21 protein-coding genes and 2 tRNA genes are annotated in these 23694 nt (G+C 69.3%); 5 read left to right on the forward strand and 18 right to left on the reverse strand.

Annotated elements, in window-relative coordinates; translation table 11 throughout:
* From NQ151_RS02085 to NQ151_RS02105, 5 genes are all read right to left on the reverse strand, one after another.
* Complete coding sequence (locus NQ151_RS02085) at nt 1-1542, reverse strand: dipeptide ABC transporter ATP-binding protein (RefSeq protein ID WP_257526861.1); 1542 nt, start codon at nt 1540-1542, stop codon at nt 1-3.
* Nucleotides 1539-2351: an ABC transporter permease gene (locus NQ151_RS02090; RefSeq protein WP_257509667.1), complete on the reverse strand. Its 813-nt coding sequence runs from the start codon at nt 2349-2351 to the stop codon at nt 1539-1541. Before NQ151_RS02090 ends, NQ151_RS02085 begins: the two co-directional genes overlap by 4 nt.
* Nucleotides 2348-3331, reverse strand: coding sequence for an ABC transporter permease (locus tag NQ151_RS02095; protein WP_257526862.1), 984 nt, complete (start codon nt 3329-3331; stop codon nt 2348-2350). Before NQ151_RS02095 ends, NQ151_RS02090 begins: the two co-directional genes overlap by 4 nt.
* 28 nt (nt 3332-3359) lie before the next feature.
* Nucleotides 3360-4967 (reverse strand): ABC transporter substrate-binding protein, encoded by a 1608-nt coding sequence (locus NQ151_RS02100; protein WP_257526863.1) that lies wholly within the window; start codon nt 4965-4967, stop codon nt 3360-3362.
* A gap of 193 nt (nt 4968-5160) precedes the next feature.
* Nucleotides 5161-5985 (reverse strand): endonuclease domain-containing protein, encoded by an 825-nt coding sequence (locus NQ151_RS02105; RefSeq protein WP_257526864.1) that lies wholly within the window; start codon nt 5983-5985, stop codon nt 5161-5163.
* A gap of 497 nt (nt 5986-6482) precedes the next feature.
* Between NQ151_RS02105 and valS the strand changes: the two genes are divergently transcribed.
* From valS to NQ151_RS02120, 3 genes are read left to right on the forward strand one after another with little or no spacing between them, the layout of a single operon-like run.
* Nucleotides 6483-9047, forward strand: coding sequence for a valine--tRNA ligase (gene valS, locus NQ151_RS02110; protein WP_502883564.1), 2565 nt, complete (start codon nt 6483-6485; stop codon nt 9045-9047).
* A gap of 1 nt (nt 9048) precedes the next feature.
* Nucleotides 9049-9297 carry a hypothetical protein gene (locus NQ151_RS02115; RefSeq protein ID WP_257509662.1) on the forward strand — a complete coding sequence of 83 codons (249 nt, stop codon included), beginning with the start codon at nt 9049-9051 and terminating at the stop codon, nt 9295-9297.
* Nucleotides 9298-9355: 58 nt separating this feature from the next.
* Nucleotides 9356-11413: a M3 family metallopeptidase gene (locus NQ151_RS02120; RefSeq protein WP_257526866.1), complete on the forward strand. Its 2058-nt coding sequence runs from the start codon at nt 9356-9358 to the stop codon at nt 11411-11413.
* 39 nt (nt 11414-11452) lie between these two features.
* Here NQ151_RS02120 and NQ151_RS02125 read toward each other — a convergent pair whose 3' ends face one another.
* From NQ151_RS02125 to NQ151_RS02170, 10 genes are all read right to left on the reverse strand, one after another.
* Nucleotides 11453-12064, reverse strand: a complete 612-nt coding sequence (locus tag NQ151_RS02125) for a hypothetical protein (RefSeq protein ID WP_257526867.1) — start codon at nt 12062-12064, stop codon at nt 11453-11455.
* Between the two features lie 3 nt (nt 12065-12067).
* Entirely contained in the window at nt 12068-12358 is a 291-nt protein-coding gene (locus NQ151_RS02130) for a WXG100 family type VII secretion target (RefSeq protein ID WP_257509659.1), read from the reverse strand.
* Nucleotides 12351-12860, reverse strand: coding sequence for a hypothetical protein (locus tag NQ151_RS02135; RefSeq protein ID WP_257526868.1), 510 nt, complete (start codon nt 12858-12860; stop codon nt 12351-12353). The genes NQ151_RS02130 and NQ151_RS02135 overlap by 8 nt, the downstream gene beginning before the upstream one ends.
* Complete coding sequence (locus tag NQ151_RS02140) at nt 12860-14056, reverse strand: hypothetical protein (RefSeq protein ID WP_257526869.1); 1197 nt, start codon at nt 14054-14056, stop codon at nt 12860-12862. Before NQ151_RS02140 ends, NQ151_RS02135 begins: the two co-directional genes overlap by 1 nt.
* 138 nt (nt 14057-14194) lie before the next feature.
* Nucleotides 14195-15313 (reverse strand): epoxide hydrolase family protein, encoded by a 1119-nt coding sequence (locus NQ151_RS02145; RefSeq protein ID WP_257526870.1) that lies wholly within the window; start codon nt 15311-15313, stop codon nt 14195-14197.
* Between the two features lie 39 nt (nt 15314-15352).
* The gene (gene clpX, locus NQ151_RS02150; RefSeq protein ID WP_257509655.1) at nt 15353-16621 is read right to left on the reverse strand and encodes an ATP-dependent Clp protease ATP-binding subunit ClpX; all 1269 of its coding nucleotides are present in this window, start codon (nt 16619-16621) and stop codon (nt 15353-15355) included.
* 156 nt (nt 16622-16777) lie between these two features.
* Entirely contained in the window at nt 16778-17446 is a 669-nt protein-coding gene (locus tag NQ151_RS02155; protein ID WP_257509654.1) for an ATP-dependent Clp protease proteolytic subunit, read from the reverse strand.
* Nucleotides 17447-17469: 23 nt separating this feature from the next.
* Nucleotides 17470-18087 carry an ATP-dependent Clp protease proteolytic subunit gene (locus tag NQ151_RS02160; RefSeq protein ID WP_257526871.1) on the reverse strand — a complete coding sequence of 206 codons (618 nt, stop codon included), beginning with the start codon at nt 18085-18087 and terminating at the stop codon, nt 17470-17472.
* A 164-nt stretch (nt 18088-18251) separates the two neighbouring features.
* Nucleotides 18252-19850 carry a trigger factor gene (tig, locus tag NQ151_RS02165; RefSeq protein ID WP_257526872.1) on the reverse strand — a complete coding sequence of 533 codons (1599 nt, stop codon included), beginning with the start codon at nt 19848-19850 and terminating at the stop codon, nt 18252-18254.
* Between the two features lie 76 nt (nt 19851-19926).
* Nucleotides 19927-20000 (reverse strand) — tRNA-Pro (locus NQ151_RS02170).
* Between the two features lie 117 nt (nt 20001-20117).
* Here NQ151_RS02170 and NQ151_RS02175 point away from each other — a divergent pair.
* Nucleotides 20118-20191 (forward strand) — tRNA-Gly (locus NQ151_RS02175).
* A 139-nt stretch (nt 20192-20330) separates the two neighbouring features.
* On the opposite strand, the gene NQ151_RS02180 is transcribed toward NQ151_RS02175, so the two are convergent.
* Nucleotides 20331-20870 (reverse strand): gamma carbonic anhydrase family protein, encoded by a 540-nt coding sequence (locus tag NQ151_RS02180; RefSeq protein WP_257526873.1) that lies wholly within the window; start codon nt 20868-20870, stop codon nt 20331-20333.
* Between the two features lie 129 nt (nt 20871-20999).
* On the opposite strand from NQ151_RS02180, the gene NQ151_RS02185 reads away from it, so the two are divergent.
* The gene (locus tag NQ151_RS02185) at nt 21000-21485 is read left to right on the forward strand and encodes a Dps family protein (RefSeq protein WP_257526874.1); all 486 of its coding nucleotides are present in this window, start codon (nt 21000-21002) and stop codon (nt 21483-21485) included.
* A 54-nt stretch (nt 21486-21539) separates the two neighbouring features.
* Here the strand turns inward: NQ151_RS02185 and NQ151_RS02190 are convergent, their stop codons facing one another.
* Together NQ151_RS02190 and NQ151_RS02195 are read right to left on the reverse strand one after the other, a co-directional pair.
* Nucleotides 21540-23042 (reverse strand): amidohydrolase, encoded by a 1503-nt coding sequence (locus NQ151_RS02190; protein ID WP_257526875.1) that lies wholly within the window; start codon nt 23040-23042, stop codon nt 21540-21542.
* Nucleotides 23039-23680 carry an FMN-binding negative transcriptional regulator gene (locus NQ151_RS02195; protein WP_257509648.1) on the reverse strand — a complete coding sequence of 214 codons (642 nt, stop codon included), beginning with the start codon at nt 23678-23680 and terminating at the stop codon, nt 23039-23041. The genes NQ151_RS02190 and NQ151_RS02195 overlap by 4 nt, the downstream gene beginning before the upstream one ends.
* Between the last annotated feature and the right edge of the window lie 14 nt (nt 23681-23694).

A 23694-nucleotide genomic window follows, 5' to 3' on the forward strand; every position in this document is an offset into this window, starting at 1 on the left:
TCACCGTCCTGCGGCGAGCAGCTCCCGCGTGAACGGATGCCGCGGCGTCGCGAAGACCTCCGCCACGGCCCCCGCCTCCACGACGACTCCGTCCTGCATGACCAGCACGTCGTCGGCGACGGCGGCGACGACGTCGAGGTCGTGCGAGACGAAGATCATCGTGAGGTGGCGTTCCTCCTGCAGGCGGCGCAACAGCGCGAGTACGCGCTCGCGCACCGTGGGATCCAGCGCCGACACCGGCTCGTCCAGCACCAGCACGTCGGGGTCGACGGCGAGCGCACGGGCGATCGCGGCGCGCTGACGCTGCCCGCCGGACAGTTCGGCGGGGCGGCGGCGCGCGAGCGCGGCATCCAATCCCACCTCCGCCAGCAGTGCGGTGGCCCTTGCCTGGCGAGCCGCCCGCGGCACCCCGCCCGCGGCGAGCGCCTCACGCAGCGACCGGCCCACGCTCCAGCGCGGATCGAAGGCGCCCAGTGGGTTCTGGTGCACGAGCTGCACGCGGCGGCGGAGGCCAGCCGCCTCGCGGCGCGACCACGGTACGCCGCCGACCTGCACCGTGCCGGCGTCGGGGCGCTCCACGCCGACGATCATGCGGGCCAGCGTCGTCTTTCCCGACCCTGATTCCCCCACCACGCCCAGCGTGCGCCCGCGGGCCAGGGTGAACGAGACGTCCTGCACCGCCGGCCGGTCGAACGCCTTCGATACTCCGTCCACGACGACCACGGGGTCGGCGGCGGCGACGTCGGCATCGTCGACGGCGCGGGGCGCCCGCGGCACGTGCCGGGAGGCGGCCACGAGCTGCCGGGTGTAGGGATGCTGCGGGGCATCGAGCACGTCGGCGGTCGCGCCCTCCTCCACGAACTCGCCGTCGCGCATCACCGCGACGCGGTCGGCGACCCGTCGCACCGCGGCGAAGTCGTGGCTGACGAACACGACGGCCGTGCCGCGGTCGGCGATGCTGCGCAGCAGCTCGAGCACGCGCGCCTGCACGGTGGCATCCAGCGCCGTGGTCGGCTCGTCGGCGATGAGCACGGCAGGGTCCCCCGCCAGCGCCGAGGCGATGAGCGCGCGCTGGCGGAGCCCTCCGGACAGCTCGTGCGGATGCTGACGCGCCCGGCGACCGGGTTCGGGCATCGCCACGTCGGTCAGCAGGGCCTCGACGCGCGCATGGCGGGCGGGGCGCGGCATCCGCGGGTCATGGATGAGCAGGGGCTCGGCGACCTCGGCGCCGATGCGCCGCAGCGGGTCGAGCGAGACCAGGGCGTCCTGCGACACCAGGGCGATGCGCGCCCCCCGCAGCCGGCGCCAGCCCCGTTCGTCGAGGTCGCGGGCGTCGACGCCGTCGACGGTCAGCTCGTCGGCGGTGACTCGGGCGCCGTCGGGCGCGAGTCCCAGCAGAGCGCGTGCGGTGAGGGACTTGCCGGCGCCGGACTCCCCCACGATCGCGAGGCACTCACCCCGAGCGACCGACAGTGTGATGCCCTTGACGGGGGTCGCCTCTCCGAATGCGATGCGCAGGCCCGCTGCCCGCAGCGCGGTCACGAGCGCCGCCCGTCCGCGCGGGCGCGCAGCGTGCGGCCGACGACAGTCGCGGCGATGACGGTGAGGGTGATCGCGGCTCCGGGGAACACCGACACCCACCATGCCTGCCCGATCACGTTGCGGCCGCCGGAGAGCATGAGGCCCCATTCCGGGGTGGGTTCGGTGGGCCCGAGCCCCAGAAAGCTCAGGCCGGCGGCGGCGAGGATGCTGGAGCCGATGCCGATGGTGGCGAGCACGCTGAGCGACCCGATCACCCCCGGCGCGACGTGGCGGACGAACGCCAGCGGTCCTGGTACCCCCAGGATGCGGGCCGCCTCGACGTGCTCCGCGGCGCCGAGGCTGCGGGTCTGGGCGCGGGCCAGACGCACGTACACCGGGACGGCGGCGATCGTGACGGCCAGCGCCACGTTGGCCGGTCCGGGTCCCAGCACCGCGACGACCACGAGTGCGATGAGGAACTCCGGGAAGGCCAGCAGCACGTCGGTCGCGCGCATCGCCACCGCGTCGACGACGCGGGGGGCGAGCCCCGACAGTGATCCGATGATCAGGCCGATGGCGAACGCGAGGGCGGTGGCGAGCAGACCGATGCCCACCGACCGCCCCGCCCCGTAGACGACACGGGCGAACACGTCGCGGCCGCTCTGGTCGGTGCCGAACAGGTGCTCGGCGTCGGGAGCGCGCAGCGCCTCACGCACGTCGGTCTGCAGCGGGTCCAGCGAAGTGAACCACTGCGGCGCGAAAGCGGCGGCGGCGACCACAGCCAGCACGGCGAGGGCCGCGCCGAGCAGCGCGCGCTGCGCGGGCTTCACGCTGGTACCCCGGCGCGCAGCGTGACCGACGGCGGCACGCGGCGCAGCCGCGGGTCGATCAGCGGGTACATGAGCTCCACGATCGTGTTGACGATCACGAATACCAGCGCGCTGATGAGGATGATGCCGGTGATCACGGGCAGGTCGCGGTCGGTGATGGCGGTGAGGGTGACCCGGCCGAGCCCCGGACGGGCGAACACCGTCTCCACCAGCACGGCGCCGCCCAGGAGCGACCCCACCAGGTACGCCGCGAGCGTCACCGCCCCGGTCGCGCCGTGACGCAGCGTGTGGTGCACCGTGAGGCGGGTGGCGCCAGCGCCCCGGGCCCGGACGGTCGTGGCGAACGGCTGCCGCTCGGCCGCCTCGATCCCGTCCCGCAGCACCTGCCCGAGCAGCGCCGCCACCGGCAGCGCCAGCGTGATGGCGGGAAGCACGAGGGTGGCGGGGTTGCGCGACCCCGACACCGGGAACCAGCCCAGCCCGAACGCGAAGACGCTCAACAGCACCAGCCCGATCCAGAACACCGGGGAGCTCAGCACGACCAGTTCCACGCCGGCGGCGACCGTGCGAGCGGCCTTCCCACGGGCGACGAGTGCCACGGTGAAGGCGATCACCACAGCGATCAGCAGTGCCAGCAGCGACAACTGCACCGTCGCCCCCAGTTGCCGGCCGATCACCTCGGTCACCGGCATCCGCAGCTGGTAGGACTCGCCCAGATCGCCCTGCAACAGCTGGCCGAGGTAGGCGAAGTACTGCTCCAGCGGGGGGCGATCCAGGCCCAGTTCGGCACGGATGCCGTCCTTCACCTCCTCGCTCACCTGCGCCTGCGGGCCGAGCATCACATCGACCGGGTCGCCGGGGATCACCCGGAACGCCAGGAAGGCCAGCGTGGCCGCACCCCACAGCACGAAGACGACGGATGCAGCGAGCGCGGCGGCGCGCACGGCGATCCGGCGTGCCGTCTGCGCCGCTGTGCTCATCGTGACCTCCGCGCCCGTGGGCGCTCGTTCACTCGACGGTCACGTCGTAGAACAGGGGGCGTCCGTACAGATCGTAGGCCAGGCCGGAGATCGTCTCGCCGACGGCGGTGATGAACGCCGGGCTGTACAGCGGCACGATCGCGACGTGCTCGGCGTTCCACTGCTGCACCTGGCCGTAGGCCGCCGCACGCTCGTCGGCATCCGTCGTCGCCACCGCCGATTCCAGCAGCGCGTCCATCTCGGGGTCGCTCACCTGGGAGGCGTTCTGGAAGCCGTTTGTGTGCAGGTGGCTGCGCAGCAGGTCGGGGTCGATGCCGGAGAAGCCCCAGTCGGTGAGATCGAAGGTCTTCGGCTCGTACTGCTCGTTGTAGGCGCCGGGCTCCAGGACCTCGCGCACGACCTCGAAGCCGACGGCCTTCAGGTCCGACTGGATCGCGTTGGCCAGCGCGGTGCGGTCGTCGGGGACCGGGGTCCACGCGATCCACCGTGCGGAGAGGCGCTTGCCGTCCTTGACTCGGTAGCCCTCGGCGTCGGTCTCGGTCCAGCCGGCTTCGTCGAGCAGCGCGTTCGCGGCATCCGGATCGAACGGCCATGCCTCTTCGAGCGACGCGTCGTAGCCGGGAGTGGTGGAACCGAGGATGCTCCACGCGCGCGGGAACTGGCCGTAGAAGATCTCCTCGACGGCGGTGTCGATGTCGATCGCGCGGCTGAAGGCCTCGCGCACCCGCTGGTCGGCGAAGACGCCGTAGGCCTCGTTGAGGTAGAGCGAATAGGGCAGGCCCGGGTACTCCTTGGTGTCGACGGTGACGCCCTCGAGCTCCGCAGCGAGGTTCGGCGGCAGCTGGCTGGCGATGTCGGCCTCGCCGCTGTCGATGACGCCGGCGCGCACCGCCGCCTCGGGCAGGATCGACACGCGCAGCGTCTCGAACTGCGCGGCCTCCTGGCCTCCCGGACCCCACGCGTAGTCGTCGTTGCGGGAGTAGACGATCTCCTGATCGGCGACGTACTCCGTCAGCTCGAACGGACCGGTGCCCACCGTGATGCCGGGGCCGCCGGCCTTCAGCTGGTCGGCGGATTCCTCCAGTACGGCCGGTGAGTAAAAGCCGAGGTGCGCCGTGCTCGCCGCCTGCAGGAAGGGCGCGTAGGGCTGAGTGAAGTCGACCCGCACGGTGTGCTCGTCGACCACCTCGGTGCCGGCGTAGAACTCTGCGCCCATCATGCTTGCCGCCTGCGCCGATGCCGTCTCGGGGTCGACGATGCGGTCGAAGTTCGCCTTCACCGCGGCGGCGTCGAAGACCTCGCCATCGTGGAACGTGACGTCCTCACGCAGCTGGAACGTGTAGCTGGTGGCATCCTCTGCCACCTCCCATGACTCGGCCAGCCACGGCGAGAACGTGCCGTCGGCTTCCTGGAAGACCAGCGAATCGAGAACGGCGCGCTGCACGAGCGATGAGACGTCGAGCTGGCTGGTCTGCGGGTCCATGTGGCCGGCGGAGAGGTTCGCCCCTTCGATGGCCCAGACCACCTCGGAGCCCGCGGCCTCGTCGCCCGGAGCGGCGCAGGAGCTCAGGGCGAGGGCGGTCGCGACGGCGACGGCGACGGCGGAAACGGGCAGCAAGCGGCGGAGAGAAGGCATGCGGGTCCTCGAGGGGTGCGGAGGGGGTGACATTCCACCGTAACCCCTTTTTGGACGGGGTGGATCTATCGGTCGAGGGTTGGTTTCGCGCCTGGCCGGGCCGTCGTCGCGGTGTGCCGGGCTGCGGAGATCTGCCCGGGTGCGGTCGTAGCCGCGGCATCCGCCCTCGTTCCGCCAGATCCCCGCGTTTCGGTCAACGCGCGAGGTGCAGGCCCTGCGCGACGGCGCGCTGGATCAGGTCCTGCACGCGCGGCCAGTTCTCCACGACGTCGCGGTATCCCACCCGGATCACGTGGTAGCCGAGCAGCATCAGCTCGGCATCGTGGGCGATGTCCGCTTCGCGCTGCGCTCCCACGTGGTGGCCACCGTCGATCTGCAGCACTAGCCGCTGTCCGATGAGGAAATCGACGCGATGCCCGGCGATCCACGCCTGCGGCACGATCGGCAGGTCCAGCCACCGCAGACGGGGCAGCACGAAGCTCTCCAGGCCGGAGTCAGCGAACGGGTTCGCCAGGGTCAGCAGCCGGCGCGCCCGACCACCGAGAGGTAGCCGCTCCAGCGCACCGCGCTCGACCGTGTGCCGACGCAGGGCCGATTCCCAGACGGCGAGCGCCTGCTCGAAGGGGACGCACGCGGCGACCAGAGCGAGCACGTTCTCCATCGGGTCGACGAGCGCATTCGGATGCCGCGGCAGCAGCGGCGCAGCCCAATGCACGTGCGCCTTCGTGACCCGGATGCCGCCCGCGTGCGGTTTCGCGGCGACGTGCGGGACCGGGTCGGACAGCACCCACAGGCCGAGCCGGCGTGCCTGGGTCACGCAGGTGAGAACAACGCCGTCGCGCGCGGCGGCGACGAGGAACGGGTCGGCATCCGGGGTGGCGACCCACACTCGCCGCACACGCACCAACTCGCCGGCGGCAACGGCCAGCGCGATGCGGTACTTGCTGAACCCGGCGGCGTACAGCGACGTACAACGGGCAACTCCGCCGAGGGCGATGACGGTGGTGATGAGCTCCATCGGGACAGTGTGGCCACCCGCGGAACTTCCTCGAGGGGCGGCGGGGCCGAGATCGGGACGGCGCGCCGCGATTGGAGCCTGGGGAGGAGACGCCAGGCAAGGAGATCCGCCCGGGCGCGGTCGCGTTCGCGGCATCCGTCCGCATTTCGGCAGATCCCCGCATTTCGGCAGATCCCCGCATCGCGGCAACCGCGTTTGCCCAGGCAAGGAGATCTGCCCGGGCGCGGTCGATGTCGCGGCATCCGTCCGCATTTCGGCAGATCCCCGCATTTCGGCAACTCAAGGTGACCACCCGCCCGCGAGGTTGCCGAGGCGAGGAGATCTGCCCGGGCGCGGTCCCGTACGCGGCATCCGTCCTCCCCCGGGCAGATCCCCTCACCCGGGCTAGCCAACGCATGCGCAACTCCGGCACCACGGCCCCGGTAAACTGGGCGACAGTCCACACTCAGGCACGCTCACACAGTGCCGCACATATCGAGGAGTACCCCGTGCCGCAGATCCCCGAAAAGCCCGCGCTGGAAGGCCTCGAGCAGAAGTGGGATGCCGCGTGGAGCGACCGCGGCACGTACCTCTTCGACCGTGACGCGGCCAAGGCCAAGGGCCGCGCCGGGGTCTACTCGGTCGACACTCCCCCGCCGACGGCATCCGGGAGCCTCCACATCGGCCACGTCTTCTCCTTCACGCACACCGACGTGAAGGTGCGTTACGAGCGCATGCGCGGCAAGACCGTGTTCTACCCGATGGGCTGGGACGACAACGGCCTTCCCACCGAGCGCCGGGTGCAGAACTACTACGGCGTGCGCTGCGACCCGTCGCTCGCGTACAACCCCGATTTCACGCCGCCGTTCGAGGGCGGCGACAACAAGAGCAGCAAGGCCGCCGACCAGGTGCCGATCAGCCGCCGCAACTTCATCGAGCTGTGCGAACGCCTCACCGTGGAGGACGAGAAGCACTTCGAGGCGCTGTTCCGTCAGCTCGGGCTGAGCGTGGACTGGACGCAGACCTACCGCACCATCTCGGACGACACGATCCGCACCAGCCAGTTGGCGTTCCTGCGCAACATCGAGCGCGGCGAGGCGTACCAGGCGCTCGCGCCCACGCTGTGGGACATCGACTTCCGCTCTGCTATCGCGCAGGCCGAGCTCGAAGACCGCGACCAGCCCGCCGCGTACCACCGCGTCGCATTCCACCGCACCGACGGCAACGGCGACATCCACATCGAGACCACGCGCCCCGAGCTCCTCGCCGCCTGTGTCGCCCTCGTCGCGCATCCCGACGACGAGCGCTACCAGCCACTGTTCGGCACCACGGTGCGCAGCCCGCTGTTCGATGTCGAGGTGCCGGTACTCGCGCACTCCCTCGCGCAGAAGGACAAGGGATCGGGCATCGCCATGATCTGCACCTTCGGCGACGTTACCGACATCATCTGGTGGCGGGAACTGGACCTTCCCAACCGCACGATCCTCGGCAAGGACGGTCGCATCGTCGCCGACGCTCCCGATGTGATCGTGACGGATGCCGCACGCTCGGCGTACGCCGAGATCGCCGGCAAGACGGTATTCAGCGCCAAGAAGCGCATCGTCGAACTGCTGCAGGAATCCGGCGAGCTCATCGGCGACCCGAAGCCCTTCACCCACCCGGTGAAGTTCTACGAGAAGGGCGACCGGCCGCTGGAGATCGTCTCCACCCGCCAGTGGTACATCCGCAACGGCGCGCGCGACGCGGCCCTGCGCGAGAAGCTCATCGAGCTGGGCGCCGGCATGTCGTGGCATCCGGACTTCATGCGCGTGCGCTACGAGAACTGGACCAACGGCCTCACCGGCGACTGGCTCGTCTCCCGCCAGCGGTTCTTCGGCGTGCCGATCCCGGTCTGGTATGCCCTGGACGAGGACGGGGAGCGCGATTACAGCCGCGTGCTCACGCCCGACCTGGCGAGCCTGCCCGTTGACCCCACCAGCGACGTTCCCCCGGGCTACACCGAGGACCAGCGCGGCGTTCCGGGCGGCTTCGACGCCGAGAAGGACATCTTCGACACCTGGGCGACCTCGTCGCTCACCCCGCAACTGGCCGGCGGCTGGGAGCGCGACCCCGAACTGTGGGATCTCGTCGCCCCGTTCGACATGCGCCCGCAGGGCCAGGACATCATCCGCACCTGGCTGTTCTCCACCATGCTGCGCAGCGCCCTGGAAGACGGCCGCGCGCCGTGGACAGATGCCGCGATCTCCGGCTTCATCGTCGATCCCGACCGCAAGAAGATGTCGAAGTCCAAGGGCAACGTCGTCACGCCCGCCGACATCCTCGCCCAGCACGGGACGGATGCCGTTCGGTACTGGTCGGCGTCGAGCCGGTTGGGCGCGGATGCCGCGTTCGACCCGCAGAACCCCACTCAGGTCAAGATCGGCCGGCGCCTGGCGATCAAGGTTCTCAACGCCGCCAAGTTCGTGCTTTCGTTCCCGGTGCCCGAGGGCGCCGAGGTGACCCACGCGCTGGACGCGTCGATGCTCGCGACCCTGGACGGCGTCGTGCGCGAGGCGACGAAGGCCTACGAGGCGTATGACCACGCCCGCGCGCTGGAAGTGACCGAGGCGTTCTTCTGGACGTTCTGCGACGACTACCTCGAGCTGGTCAAGGAACGCGCCTACAACCAGGCCGATGTGGGGCAGCCCTCCGCTGCGCTGGCGCTGCGCCTGGCGCTGTCGACGCTGCTGCGGTTGCTCGCGCCGGTGCTGGCCTTCGCGACCGAAGAGGCCTGGTCGTGGTTCGAGGAAGGGTCGGTGCACACTGCGCCGTGGCCCAAGCCGCTCGGCATCGAGGGCGACCCGGCGGTGCTTCGCATCGTCGGCGAAGCGCTCATCAGCATCCGTCGCGCCAAGACGGAGGCTAAGGCATCGCAGAAGACCCACGTGCAGAGCGCGACGATCGCCGCGACCGCGACGGCCACCGCTGCCCTGCGCCTGGCGGAAGGCGACCTCAAGGCCGTCGGCCGCATCGCCGAGATCGTGTATCAGGAGGCCGAGTCCACCTCGGTGCTCGACATCGTGCTTGCCCCGCAGGAGGTGTGACGTGCAGTTAGGAACCCGCTGGACCTCAGGAGACGAACCGCCCGCCGCGGTGCCGGACGTGCTGCGTGAGCAGATCCGCGCGGTCGACCGGGCGATGCCCGGCGACGAACTCGGTCAGCCTCGCCCCCGTTGGACGCTTACCTGGCTCGAGCGCCGGCCCATCGCCGAGCTCGACACCGGTGTGACCGTGACGCTCGATGCTCACGGCAACGCCGTGGTCGGGCACGACCCGGACGACGACTTCGCCTGACGCGCGCCAGCGGCGCGGGTGCGCGGGTGATCGCTCGGCGCGCCAATAGGCTGATGCGATGACGGATGCCGCGACGAACCCTCTGCTGATGGCAAGCGAGCTGCCCTACGGGCTGCCCGACTACCGCGAGATCCGGGCGGAGCACTACCTCCCCGCGTTCGACGTGGCCTTCGCGCAGCAGCGCGCCGAGATGGCCGTCATCACCGGGCAGAGCGATGAGCCGACCTTCGAGAACACCCTGGAGGCGCTGGAACGCTCCGGCGATCTGCTCGGACGAGTCGCGCGGACCTTCCTCACGGTGTCATCGGCGGATGCCACGCCCGAGATCCAGGCAGTCGAAGAAACGCTTGCCCCGCTGATGTCTGCCCACCAGGACGCCATCGGACTCGACAGCGAGCTGTACGCCCGCATCGAGAACCTGCATCAGCGTCGTGACGAACTGGAGTTGACCGCCGAGCAGCGCTATCTCCTGGAGCGCCGCTTCACCGAGATGACCCATGCCGGGGCGGGGCTGTCCGAAGACGCGAAGGAGCGGTTGACCGCACTCAACCAGCGACTGTCGATCCTCACCACGACGTTCGAGAAGAACCTCCTCGCCGACACCAACGACCTCGCCGTCGTCTTCGACGATGCCGCCGAACTCGACGGACTGACCGAGGGCGAGCTTTCCGCGGCAGCGCAAGCGGCCGCCGATCGCGGCCTCGACGGGCATTACGTCATCGCACTCACCCTGTTCACGGGGCATCCGTACCTCTCCTCGCTGACGAACCGTCAGTCGCGTCGCCGGCTGCTGGAGGCATCCCGCTCGCGTGGCTCGCGCGGCAACGAGCACGACAACCGCGACGTGCTGCGCGAGATCGTGCGGTTGCGCGCACAGCGCGCTGAGCTGCTGGGCTACGACAGCCACGCCGCCTACATCACCTCCGATGAGACGGCCCGCTCCCCCGAAGCCGTCCGCGACCTCCTCTTCCGCCTGGCCGAGCCCGCCGCCCGCAACGCGGCGCGCGAGCGCGCGGCGCTGCAGGAGATCATCGACGGGCGCCCCGACGCGTTCGCGCTCGAGGCGCACGACTGGGCGTTCTACACCGAGCAGGTGCGCCAAGCGCGTTACGACCTGGATCGCGCCGCGCTGCGACCCTGGTTCGAGGCGGAGCGGGTGCTGCGCGACGGCGTCTTCTACGCTGCCACGGCGCTCTATGGCATCACGTTCACCGAGCGCACCGACTTGCCGGCCTATCACCGCGACGCCCGGGTGTTCGAGATCCACAACGCCGACAGTTCGCCGCTCGGGCTCTACGTGCTGGACCTGTATACGCGCGACACCAAGCGCGGCGGGGCGTGGATGAACTCGATCGTGTCCCAGTCCCGCCTGCGTGGCACTGCGCCGGTCGTCGTGAACAACCTCAACGTGCCGCGTCCCGCCCCCGGGCAGCCCACGCTGCTGACCCTCGACCAAGTGACAACGCTCTTCCACGAGTTCGGCCATGCCCTGCATGGCCTGTTCGCCACGGTCACCTACCCGAGCTTCGCCGGCACGAACGTGTACCGGGACTTCGTAGAGTTCCCCAGCCAGGTCAACGAGATGTGGATCTACTGGCCGGAGGTGCTGGCCAACTACGCCCGCCACATCGACACCGGCGAGCCGCTGCCGGCCGAGGTCGTCGACAAGCTGGCGGCATCCGAAGTCTTCAACCAGGGCTTCGCGACGAGCGAGTATCTGGCGGCGGCGTGGCTCGACCAGGCGTGGCATCGCCTGGGCGCGGCCGGGGCGGCTGAGGTGAGCGACGTGGGCGGTTTCGAAGCTGCCGCCCTCGCCGAGATCGGCCTGGACAACTCCGTGGTGCCGCCGCGTTACTCCTCGACCTACTTCGCGCATGTCTTCTCCGGCGGCTATAGCGCCGGCTACTACTCGTACATCTGGAGCGAGGTGCTCGACGCCGACACGGTCGAGTGGTTCGAGCACAACGGCGGCCTCACGCGGGCGAACGGCGACCGGTTCCGCCAGCGCCTGCTGGGCGTGGGCGGCTCGAAGGATCCGTTGGAGGCCTACCGCGATTTCCGCGGCCGGGACGCCGAGATCGAGCCACTGCTGGAGCGCCGCGGCCTGAACGACTGACCGGGGACAACACCCGCCGGTGTCGTCACCGGCGGGTGCTCAGCGCCACCCCAGTAGGTCACGCACGACAGCCTGCGACGCCGGGGACCCGTCGTTCTTGATCCCCCGCATGCGCTCGAAGGAGACCAGCGTTCCGGCATCCGAGAAATGGTCATTCAGCACCGCGAGGGTCGTGCGGATCAGCGGCCCGGCGTCGTTCCCGCCGGGGCCACCGCGAGTCGAGGCGTGGGGGAAGATGACCAGTTCCGCGCCGGCCGGCGTCGCCCGTGCAGACGCCACGACGAGCGTCGGGGTCGCGCCGCGCCAGAACCGCCGGAAGAACTCCAGCCCGGTGTCCTCCACGGCCCAGGCGATGAGTCCGCGTTTGCGCGATCGCTTGATGTCACCCAGACGCAGATCCTGGGCCAGCCACTCCGACCCCGATTCGGTCAGCAGCCGCTGGAACGTGTCGTCACCCAGCGCGAACCCCACCGCCTGGAGCTGCGCGACGGCGACCTCCATGACGGTTCCCGGGTCGGTCCGCACGACGAACCTCCCGCCGCCGGAGGTGAACCCGTGCCGACCGATCGGAGCGATGCGCATCTCCTCGCCGGCACCGGCCGTGTTGATGTTGCGGCGCGTCACGGGCTCGAAAGCGCGTTCGTCGGGCATCCGCTACAGCCCCCAGGCCTTGCCGACCGCTTCGTCCGCCTCACGGTAAGCGGTCGCAGCAGTGTGCGCCGCCTCCGCAGCTGCGTGTGCGACGCCGGCGAGTGCCTGCACCTTCTGCAACCACTCATCCTGCGCAACGCTGTACGCGTTCGCCGCCTCGCCGACCCAGGCGCCGAGCAGCTGTTGCTTCGCGCCGCGCAGCGTTGACAGCTGGCCCTCGATGCCCGAGGCGCTCGCGTCCACGGACGCCGACAGCGACTCGACGCTCGCCGGCGTGACCGACAGATCAGACATTCTCCTGCCCCTCCCGGCGCCCCATGGCGTTCAGCGCGTCCTGAATCCGTGCGGCAGCCTGCTCGAAGCGTGCGCGCGAGTCGCGCAACGTCTGCGCGAAGACCACGTCGGGTGCAGGAGGCGCTGAGTCACCCTCGTCGCGCTCCTCGGCGGACCAGGACTCACGCAACTCCTCCAGATTGCGTCTGGCGACAGCGCGCAGGCGCTCCGCCTCGGGCGAGGCATCCTCCCCGGAGAACACGGCCTTCAGCGTCGTCCGGCCGAGGTCGATACGCCCCTGGACGACGCGCCAGTCGGGGCCGAGCGCTCCCGAGCGGGCCTGCTCGGCATGTTCCTCGTCCGACTCAGCGCCTGTGGCGTCAGCTTGGGCATCCCGCGCGGCCAGCTCAGCGTCCGCTTCGCGCAGCAGTTGTGCGAACTGGTCAGCCATGTCCTGGAAATCTCCGCGCAGCTCGGGGAGGTCGTCCCGCGTCACATTGGGTTCCTGGCGATCCGTCGTCATCACGCCCTCGCCATCGCGCCGCGGGCCAGGCCCTCATACAGATCGGCCATGCGCATCGCGTTGTCCACGATGGCGCCGATGCTGCTCACCATGCCGGAGGCCAGGTCGTAGATGCGGTTGATCCATTTGTATGCCCACTGCGCGTCCTTGATCAGCTCGTGCACCGTGAGACCCGCGTCTGCGACGGCGGCGATCCACCCTACGACCGGAATGGAGGCTTTCGCGGCGATCCTGAGAAGCTTCTCGCTGAGTTCCTCCAGCTTCGCGAGGATCTTCCCCACTGCCTGCTTGCAGAGCAGGATGAGCATCTTGATCGCCGACGCGACGGTGCCCGCCGGGCCAGCTGCTGCGGTGTGGGCCTGAGAGATGACCGCGGCCGCGGCGGCGAAAGCCTCCGATCCCCTGCCCGTCCAACTCGCCATCGGCGGCAGCAGCCCCATCGCGTTGCGACCGACCGCGGTCATGGCGTCGCCGGTGTGCGTCCACGCGATCTGCGCCTCCCGCATCCGCTCCCAGTCGCCGGAGAAGGGCTTGGTGACCTCTTCGAGGAGGGAATATCCGACGAGCTTCTCGAAGACCCAGTCCACGCTGCCGAAGATCGGACCCGCCTTCCAGCGGATGCTCTCGATCTCGGGATCCTCGCCCCGAGGCGTCGGCAGGAACGAGCGCACGTCGACGGCCTCGGTCACGGTGCGTGACCGCGACCGCGCGTCCTTGGCCCGACCGGCCACGTCGTCCCTTGTCCCCAACGCCCACTCCCCGGCGGAATAGCCGTCCCCGAAGGCCTGGTTGAACACATTGCCGTCGGGCTCGTCGTAACGCGACGGCGCCGCCGTCTGCGGTGCGCCCAGCGTCGGTGCGTTCGGCGGGGCATAGGGGGCACTGTCACCGCCGAGCATCCCGATCACCTGCGCGGTCGCCTCGTGGGCGGTGCGCTCGGCATCGACATACGTCCTGACCGTCTGCTCCATCCGCGCGGTGCCTTCGTTGAACGCCAGCGAGGAGAATGCCGTCGCCTTCTTGCCGGCATCCACCATCGCATCGCTGATGGGCTGGACCAGCTGCAGGATGAGCCCGAGTTCGCCGGCGTTCAAGCGAGCGTAGGTCTCCAGGTGCGTGCCGATCGCATCGGCATGGCCCCGTTGGCGTTCCAGCACCTGGCCGGCCAGTTGAAGTTGTGTGAAGTCGATATCCACGGTCTCCCCATCGAGTCAGTCGTGGCCCGACTGTAGCGGATTGAGCAGATCCTCAGGCGCTTTTGCGCGTGGCGATTTTGTATTGTCGCATTGTGCGAATTTGCATTTCGCGCGCGCCTCTACACGCCGGCCGGCCGATCAGAGCATGCCGAGGCTCCGGGAGAAGGTGCGCACCCGGTCTGCCATGATTGCTGGGATCTCGGCAACAGCGAAATGCCCGCCCTCGGTGAGACGCTCGAAGGTGCGCAGGTCCAGGTAGAACCGCAGCGCGAGGGACTCCGGATAATCGCCCTCGTGGCGCTGGATGTGCACCGACGCGGGTACCGTGACCGGCGGCATCGGTTCGGGCTGGTCGGCACCCTCATAGTAGGGACGAAACGACGTGCCGATGCTCTGGGTCGCCCAGTAGATCATCGCCTCGGTGAGGATGCGTTCGCGCGAGATGCGCAGTTCCACCGCGTGCGGATCGCCCGCCGGGGTGTCGCTCCACTCCACGAGCTTCTCGGTGAGCCACGCCAGCAGACCCGCGGGCGAGTCGTTCAGCGCGACCGCGAGGGTATCGGGTCGCGTCGCCTGCACGTGCCCGTAGGCGCCGTCGGTGCCGTGAGCGGCGGCGAGTTCCGCGAAGAACGCGGTCTCGGCGGCATCCGTCAGCTGTTCGCGCTCGTGCTGCGAAGGGAAATGCGCGTGCGTCACGAGCACGCCCGCGACCGCCTTGGGGTGGGTGGCGGCCAGCAGATCGTTGACGTTGGCGGAGACGTCCTCGCCATAGGTCAGGTAACGGGAGTAACCCAGCACCTCGGTCATGAGGGCGTGCATCGTGTCGGCCAGGCGCCGTTCGGTGATCGGACCGTCGCGGTAGGGCGGGGAGAACGCGAACCCGGGGAAGCTCGGCACGACGACGTGGAAGTCGGGCAGCAGGTCGGTGAAGTCCAGCTGCAGGGCGAAGGTGTGCGGCCAGCCGTGCATCACCAGCAGCACGGGTGCGTCGTCGCGTGCCGATCGTCGGTGCACGAAGTGCACGGTCGCGTCGCCGATGTCGACCAGGAACTGGGGATGGGAATTGAGCCACTGCTCGCGCGAGCGCCAGTCGAAATCGCGCCATGCGGCGACGAGCTCAGCCAGGTAGTCGGCAGCCATCCCCGAGGCGGGGCGGCGTGGCGAGTCGGGCAGCAAGCGCGCGGTGGCGAGACGGTGGCGCAGATCGTCGAGTAGCTCGTCCGAAGCGCGGAACGAGAAGGGTTGCGGTTGCGTCATGGCCGCGACGGTAGCGCGGGCCGCCGACACGGCAGGGGGTCAGGCGCTCTTGCGCTTCTGCCGCAGCACGAGCGTCGGAGTGCTGCCCTCCTCGACCGAGGTGCGCGTGATGATCACCTTGTCGACGTCTTCCGTGGACGGGATCTCGAACATGATCGGCCCGAGCACGTCTTCGAGGATCGCCCGCAGCCCGCGCGCGCCGGTCTTGCGGAGCACCGCGAGGTCGGCGATCGCGCGCAGCGCGTCTTCCTCGAACTCCAGCTGCACGCCGTCGAGTTCGAACATGCGCTGGTACTGCTTGACGAGGGCGTTTCGCGGCTCGGTGAGGATCTCCATGAGCGCGTCCTGGTCGAGCGGGGCGACGGATGCCACGACCGGCAGGCGACCGATGAACTCCGGGATCAGGCCGAACTTGTGCAGGTCCTCCGGGAGCACCTCGCTGAACAGGTTGATGTTCTCGCCCTTGTCGTACAGGCGTGCGCCGAAGCCGACACCGTGTTTGCCGACGCGTGAGGAGATGATCTCTTCCAGCCCGGCGAACGCGCCGGCCACGATGAACAGCACGTTCGTCGTATCGATCTGGATGAACTCCTGGTGCGGGTGTTTGCGACCGCCCTGCGGCGGTACCGAGGCGACCGTGCCTTCGAGGATCTTCAGCAGCGCCTGCTGCACGCCCTCGCCCGACACGTCGCGCGTGATCGACGGGTTCTCGGCCTTACGGGCGATCTTGTCGACCTCATCGATGTAGATGATGCCGGTCTCGGCACGCTTGGTGTCGAAGTCGGCGGCCTGCAGCAGCTTCAGCAGAATGTTCTCGACGTCTTCACCGACGTAGCCTGCTTCGGTCAGCGCCGTGGCATCCGCTACTGCGAACGGCACGTTCAGTCGCTTCGCGAGCGTCTGAGCCAGGTAGGTCTTGCCGCACCCGGTGGGGCCGAGCAGCAGGATGTTGCTCTTGGCGATGTCGATGTCGTCGGCGCGCTGCTCTGCGGGCTGAAGGGTGGCGTGCGCACGGATGCGCTTGTAGTGGTTGTAGACCGCGACGGACAGGGCGCGCTTGGCGGGCTCCTGGCCGACGACGTACTCCTCGAGGAACGAGAAGATCTCGCGGGGCTTGGGCAGGTCGAAGTCGGCGACTTCGCCGGTGCCGGACTCGGCCATGCGCTCTTCGATGATCTCGTTGCACAGCTCGACGCACTCGTCGCAGATGTACACGCCCGGTCCCGCGATCAGCTGCTGGACCTGCTTCTGGCTCTTGCCACAGAAGGAGCACTTGAACAGGTCGGCGCTTTCACCGATGCGAGCCATCAGGCTCCTCCTCACTGCCCCCAGTCGGGCGCCCTCCGAGCCTAACCGCTGCCCACGACATAGGGCCGCATTTGCGGCGTCTCATCTGGGTCACGAGTGCCCCACGAACGACGAAGCCCCGCCCATCGAGGGGCGGGGCTTCGCGGCATCCGGGTGTCAGCTGGTGATCGCCTGGGGCTGACGCTTACGCGTGGTCAGCACCTGGTCGACGAGACCGTACTCGAGCGCCTCGACGGACGAGAGGATCTTGTCGCGGTCGATGTCCTTGTTGACCTGCTCCTGCGAGCGGTTGGAGTGCTTCGCGAGCGTCTCCTCGAGCCACGTGCGCATACGCAGGATCTCGGCCGCCTGGATCTCGATGTCCGATGCCTGCCCGTGACCGGCCTCGCCGACGGCGGGCTGGTGGATCAGGATGCGGGCGTTGGGCAGCGCCAGACGCTTGCCGGGAGCACCGGCCGCCAGCAGCACGGCGGCAGCCGAAGCGGCCTGGCCGAGCACGACGGTGGAGATCTGCGGCGACACGTACTGCATCGTGTCGTAGATCGCCGTCATCGCGGTGAACGAGCCACCGGGCGAGTTGATGTACATGATGATGTCGCGGTCGGGGTCCTGGGACTCCAGCACGAGCAGCTGCGCCATGACGTCATCGGCCGATGCGTCGTCGACCTGGACGCCCAGGAAGATCACGCGGTCTTCGAAGAGCTTGTTGTACGGGTCCTGGCGCTTGTAGCCGTAGGCCGTGCGTTCCTCGAACTGCGGGAGGATGTAACGGCTGTTCGGCATCTGAAGGCCCTGAGGGGCGCCGCCGAAGGTGGGGGTGTGCATTCTCTGTGTCTCCTCCGGTGGTCTCAGTTGGCGGTTTCGTCGTCGACGGTGACGCCGTCGACGGCTGTTCCGCCGCCGCCGGTCACATCAGCGGCGTGCTCACGGATGTGGTCGACGAAGCCGTACTCGAGGGCCTCGTCCGCGGTGAACCAGCGGTCGCGGTCACCGTCGATGTTGATCTGCTCGACCGTCTTGCCGGTCTGGGCAGCCGTGATCTCGGCGAGGCGCTTCTTCATCGACAGGATCAGCTGCGCCTGCGTCTGGATGTCGCTGGCGGTGCCGCCGAATCCACCGTGCGGCTGGTGCAGCAGCACGCGGGCGTTGGGCGTGATGTACCGCTTGCCCTTCGTTCCGCTGGTCAGCAGCAGCTGGCCCATGGAGGCGGCCATGCCGATGCCGACGGTGACGATGTCGTTCGGGACGAACTGCATCGTGTCGTAGATCGCCATGCCGGCCGTGATGGAGCCGCCGGGCGAGTTGATGTAGAGGTAGATGTCCTTTTCGGAGTCCTCCGCTGCCAGCAGCAGGATCTTGGCGCAGATCTCGTTTGCGTTGTCGTCACGCACCTCCGACCCGAGCCAGATGATGCGGTCCTTCAGCAGCCTGTCGAAGACGCTGGTCGCGACAAGGGGTTCGGCCATGTTCACTCCTGTTTCCGTGGTCCGTCGCAACGAATCTACCGGCGCCCCGAGGGCGACCCGCCCGTGTTCGCCCTGGGCAGAGTGCCGGATGCCGCTGCGGATGAGACGCCGACGGGGCGGATGCCGCAGCACCCGCCCCGTCGTCGTCGTCGATTCGACTCGACTTACTTGTCGTCCGCTGCCTTCTTGACGGCAGGCTTGCGGGCGGCGGGCTTCTTCGCGGGAGCCGCGTCGGCGGCATCCTTCGCGTCGGCGGCCTTCTTCGCAGCCGGCTTCTTCGCAGCCGGCTTCTTGGCGGGAGCCTTCTCGGCGGGCGCCTCATCGGCGGCGGCCTCGGCGGCCGGGGCCTTCTTGGCGGGAGCCTTCTTGGCGGCGGCCTTCTTCGCCGGCTTCTCCTCGGCCTCGATCACGGCGTCGGCGTCAGCCGCGGCATCCGCGATCTCCTGGGCCTCTTCCACGACGTCTTCCTCAGCGGCGGGCTCGTCCTCGAGGGCGATGAAGCCGCTCAGGTCGACCGGCTTGCCGGCGGTGTCGACGACCGTGACCTTGCCCAGCGCGAGGGCCAGAGCCTTGTTGCGGCCGACCTCACCGATCATCGCGGGGAGCTGGTTGCCCTGCTGCAGCGCGTTGACGAACTCCTGCGGAGCCATGTTGTACTGGGCGGCCGACTGGATGAGGTACTGGGTGAGCTCGTCCTGCGAGACCTGAACCTTGAACTCTTCGGCGATCTTGTCCAGCACCATCTGGGTGCGGAACTGCTTCTTGCTCGCCTCGGTGACCTCGGCGCGGTGCTCGTCGTCCTCGAGGCGGCCTTCGCCTTCGAGGTGCGTGTGCACCTCGTCCTCGACCAGCTGCTCGGGAACGGGGATGTCGGTCAGCTCGATGAGCTTCTCGACGAGCTTGTCACGAGCGGCGGATGCCTGCGCGAAGCCGGACTGCTCGGACACGCGCTCGGCCAGGCTGGCACGCAGCTCGGCGATGGTGTCGAACTCGCTGGCGATCTGCGCGAAGTCGTCGTCGGCCTCGGGAAGCTCGCGCTCCTTGACGGCGACGACCGTGACGGCCACCTCGGCCTCGGAACCGGCGTGGTCGCCGCCCACGAGCTTGGAGCGGAACGTCGTGTCCTCACCGGCGGTGAGGGATTCGATGGCCTCGTCGGTGCCCTCGAGCAGCTCGCCCGAACCCACTTCGTAGGACACGCCCTCGGCGCGGTCGATCTCGGCGCCGTCGATCGTGGCGACGAGGTTCAGCTCGACGAAGTCGCCGGTCTTGGCGGGGCGGTCAACCGTCACCAGCGTGCCGAAGCGGCTCCGCAGGCGGTCGAGCTCGGCGTCGACGGCAGCTTCATCGGTCTCGACGGCGTCGACCTCGATGGTCAGGCCCTCGTAGGCGGGAAGCTCGAACTCGGGGCGGACGTCCACCTCGACCTCGACGACGAGGTCACCGGAGAAGTCCTTGTCGCTGGGCCACTCGATGACCTCGGCGGCGGGACGGCCGACGACGCGAACTTCGGTCTCCTTGACGGCGTCGCGGTAGAACCCGTCGAGGCCCTCGCTGACGGCGTGCTCGATGACGGCGCCCTTACCGACACGCTGGTCGATGATCGGCGCGGGCACCTTGCCCTTGCGGAAACCGGGGATCTGGATGTCCTGGGCGATGTGCTCGTACGCGTGAGCGATAGCGGGCTTCAGTTCGTCCGGGGTGACCGTGATGTGGAGCTTGACCCGGGTCGGGGTGAGCTTCTCGACGGTGGCGTTGACCATGCCTGTTGCTTCTCCTTGGGTGATCCGCGCAGACGCGCGGAGGCGGAAAGTCTGGATGTCTGGGAAGTCGTTTTCGTCGGGGCGACAGGATTTGAACCTGCGGCCTCCCGCTCCCAAAGCGGGCGCTCTACCAAGCTGAGCTACGCCCCGGGTTGTGCACACGCACGCGTGCGCCGAAACGACCCCGGGAAGTCTAGCCGACCGCACCGTGTCCGCGCTGTGCGCGCAGTTCGTCTAGACTTGCGGAGGCCGCGGCTCGACCGCTGCGGGGATGTAGCTCAATGGTAGAGCCTCAGTCTTCCAAACTGATGGTGCGGGTTCGATTCCCGTCATCCCCTCCACTGCCCCGACATATCGCCACCCGCGATGTGCCGGGGCATTTGTCTTCGCGGCGGAATTCAGCCTGACGCGAGCGAAACCGCCCGAAATGGGGTGGAATGTGCCCCACAGGCTGAATTCCGACACCTCGGCGACGAAGACTCAGTCGACCCGCGTCACCGCGGAGTGGTTCTGCAGGTGCGCGCGGTAGATGTCGGCGTTGCGGCGTAGCTTCAGCCGCTCGTCGTCCGACAGCTCGCGCCGCACCTTCGCGGGGACCCCCGCCACCAGCGACCCCGGCGGGATGACCGTGCCCTCCAGCACCACCGCCCCGCCGGCGACCAGCGAACCGGCACCGATCACCGCGCCCGACAGGATGACGCTGCCCATCCCGATCAGCGAGCCGTCCTCCACCGTGCAGCCGTGGACGACGGCGTTGTGCCCGATCGACACCTTCTCGCCGATCACCACGGGGTGCCCCGCATCCACGTGCACCGTCACGTTGTCCTGCACGTTGCTGCCGGCGCCGATCGTGATGCTGTCGCTGTCGGCGCGCAGCACCGCGTTGTACCAGACGCTCGCCTCCTGCCCCAGCGTCACCGCGCCCACCAGGCGGGCCCCGGCGGCCACGAAAGCGGACGGCGGTATGCGCGGGGTGGAGCCGGATACGGAAAGGACAGAGGCTTCGTCGGCAACGGTCATGCCTTGAGGGTAGGCCCGCAGGGCCGATGCAACCTTCATTAGCCCATCCTCAGCTTGCTTGCGGAATAACACGGCCTGAGTACCGTTGTCTCAAAGCGGGGTGACACCCCGCCGAATGGAGACGACGAAATGACGAAGAACCAGACCATCGCCGCAACCGCAGCCGACCCGACGGTGGCCGCCGGAACCGCGCAGTTCCTCACACCCGTCGTCATGGGGCTGCAGGCCCTCGTCGTCAACGGCAAGCAGGCGCACTGGAACGTCCGCGGCGCGAACTTCCAGTCGATCCACGAACTTCTCGACACCGTCGTCGAGCACGCCCAGGCGTGGTCCGACGAGGCCGCCGAGCGCATCGTCGCCCTCGGCCTTCCCATCGACGCGCGCCTGGCGACCGTCGCGCAGAAGGCCAAGCCCACCGCCGTTCCCGCCGGTTTCACGCAGTGGGATGCCGTCGTGCGCAGTGTCCTGTCCGACATCGACGGCGTGCTCATCGACGTCCAGGCAGCCATCGACGGTCTGGACGAGGTCGACCTCACCAGCCAGGACGTCGCGATCAGCGTCAAGGCGGGTCTGGAGAAGGACCGCTGGTTCCTCTTCGCCCATCTGGCCGAGTAAGCCCTCAGATCTTCCACGAAGCCCCGCACCCCCGTCGTGCGGGGCTTTGTCGTGTCAGCCGGCCACGTGGGTGAGGCGCGAGGCGATCATCGTCGCCGCGACGCCCATTGCCCGCAGGGTGGCCTCGTCCGCGACCAGCGGGTCGTGCGACACGACCGCGAGGTCGGCGACATCGCCGATGCGCAGGGCTGAACCCTCGGCCGAGCCCGTGGCGGTGGATGCCGCGAGAGCGGTGGCCGCCCCCACCGCCTGACCCGGTTGCCAGGGCTCCCGGCCGTCGCGGGTGCGGTACACGGCAGCGGCCATCGCCGCCCACGGGTCCAGCGGCGACACCGGCGCGTCCGAGCCGAACAGCAGGTTGACGCCGGCATCGGCGAAGGCGCGCAGCGGATACGGCAGGGCGGTCTGGGTGGCCCAGACGCTGTCGGTGACGTCGCGGTCATCGAGCGCGTGCTCGGGCTGCACGCTCGCGCCGATGCCGAGCGCGGCGAAGCGGCGCACGTCGGAGTGCGCGACCAGCTGGGCATGCTCGATCGTGCCGGTGGCGCCGGAGAGCGCGAAGGCGTCGAGGGCATGCGCGTTGGCGACGTCGCCGATCGCGTGGATCGCGCTGGACAGTCCCCCGCCGGTGGCCCGCGTCATCAACGTGATCAGCTCGTCCGGCGGCACCGTGAGCATGCCGTGGTTGAACGGGTCGCCGGGGTACGCGTGCGAGCAGGCGGCGGTGCGCGTGCCGAGCGACCCGTCGGTGATCACCTTCAGCGAGCCCACGCGGAACAGACCCGCCGGATCGACGGCGTCGCCGGTCTCCAGCCCCAGGCCGAGCGCCCGGTCGAGGTCGGGCGGATAGATCCCGAACCGCACGCGAAGCGTGTCGAATCCGGCGGCGGCACGCCGCGCCCATGCGTCGGCGTTCCAGGCCATGTCGAGATCGACGATTCCGACGACGCCGCGGGATGCCGCAGCGCGCGCCATCCGGTCAACGGCGGCGTCCGACACATCGGTGGGAACGAGGTTCAGACGCCGGGAGATCTCGAACGCCGGCGCCTCGCGCAGCAGCCCCGCCCCGCCCACCGGATGCCCCTCACGGCGCAGTGCGGCGGAGTTGAGCCAGACACTGTGGACGTCAGCGTTGATGAGATATGTCGGCACGCCCCCGGTGGCGGCATCCAGCGATTCCAGTGTGGGTTCGTCCGGCCACAGGGCGTGGCGGAACCCGGTGCCCACCCGGCGCCCGTCGTCGAGCACGGGTGCATCGGCCATGATCCGGGCAGCGTGTGCTGCGCTCGTGGCGTGTCCCAGCGGTTGACGCTGGGACCCCAGCGCCCACTGCACGGTGTGCACGTGGTGGTCCCACAGCCCCGGCACCAGCCAGCCGCCGTCGGCGTCGAGGACCACGCCGGTGCGCGGCAGTGCGCGTGCCGGCGCGATGTCGACGATCGCACCGGCGCGCAGGTGCACGTCGACGAGGTCGCCGCCGAACGGGTCGGTGCGATCGGCGCCGGTCAGGTGCGCGTTCGCGACCACCGTGACCTGTTCGCCTGCCCCGGGGTTCATGCGCGGCCGGGGCGGGCGTCGAGCGCGCGCTGCATCTCGTCGGCCAGTCGAGGGTCGGCATAGGGGCTGGACCCGGCATCCAACTCCGCGATGATCGTCTCCACCACCTCGTCGGGGCGGTTCTGACTCAGTTTGCGCTTGGCGACCACGCGCGTCGGCGTGAGCCGGAACCCGACGGTGCCCTTCTCGAGGCGGTGGATGAAGTCTGCGTCGTTGGGTCGCTCCCACATGAGCCGCGGCTGCGACATCCCGCTTTCGAAGCGGGCGACCAGCCGGTCGAGCACGGCGAGGTTCTCCTCCGGCGAGAGCAGTTCGGGCACGCCGCTGAGGTGCACGGAGACGAAGTTCCACGTCGGCACTGCGGCGACATCGCCGTACCAGCCGGGCGAGATGTAGCCGTGCGGCCCCTGCGCCACCACCAGCAGTTCACGCTCCCCCAGCCCGTGGATGAGGTCATCGGGCTTGCCCATGTGCGCCACGACCGTGAGGTCATCCCGGGTATCGTCCAGCAGCACCGCGTAGTGCGAGGCGACGAGCCCGTCCGGGGTGCCGCTGACGAGCGTCATCCACGGGTTCTCGTCGATGAGGCGGCGCAATTCTGCGACGTCCGTCATGGCGAAGCTGGGATTCTGGCGCATGCCCCCAGCCTATT

Source organism: Microbacterium sp. zg-YB36 (assembly GCF_024623575.2).
GTDB lineage: Bacteria > Actinomycetota > Actinomycetes > Actinomycetales > Microbacteriaceae > Microbacterium.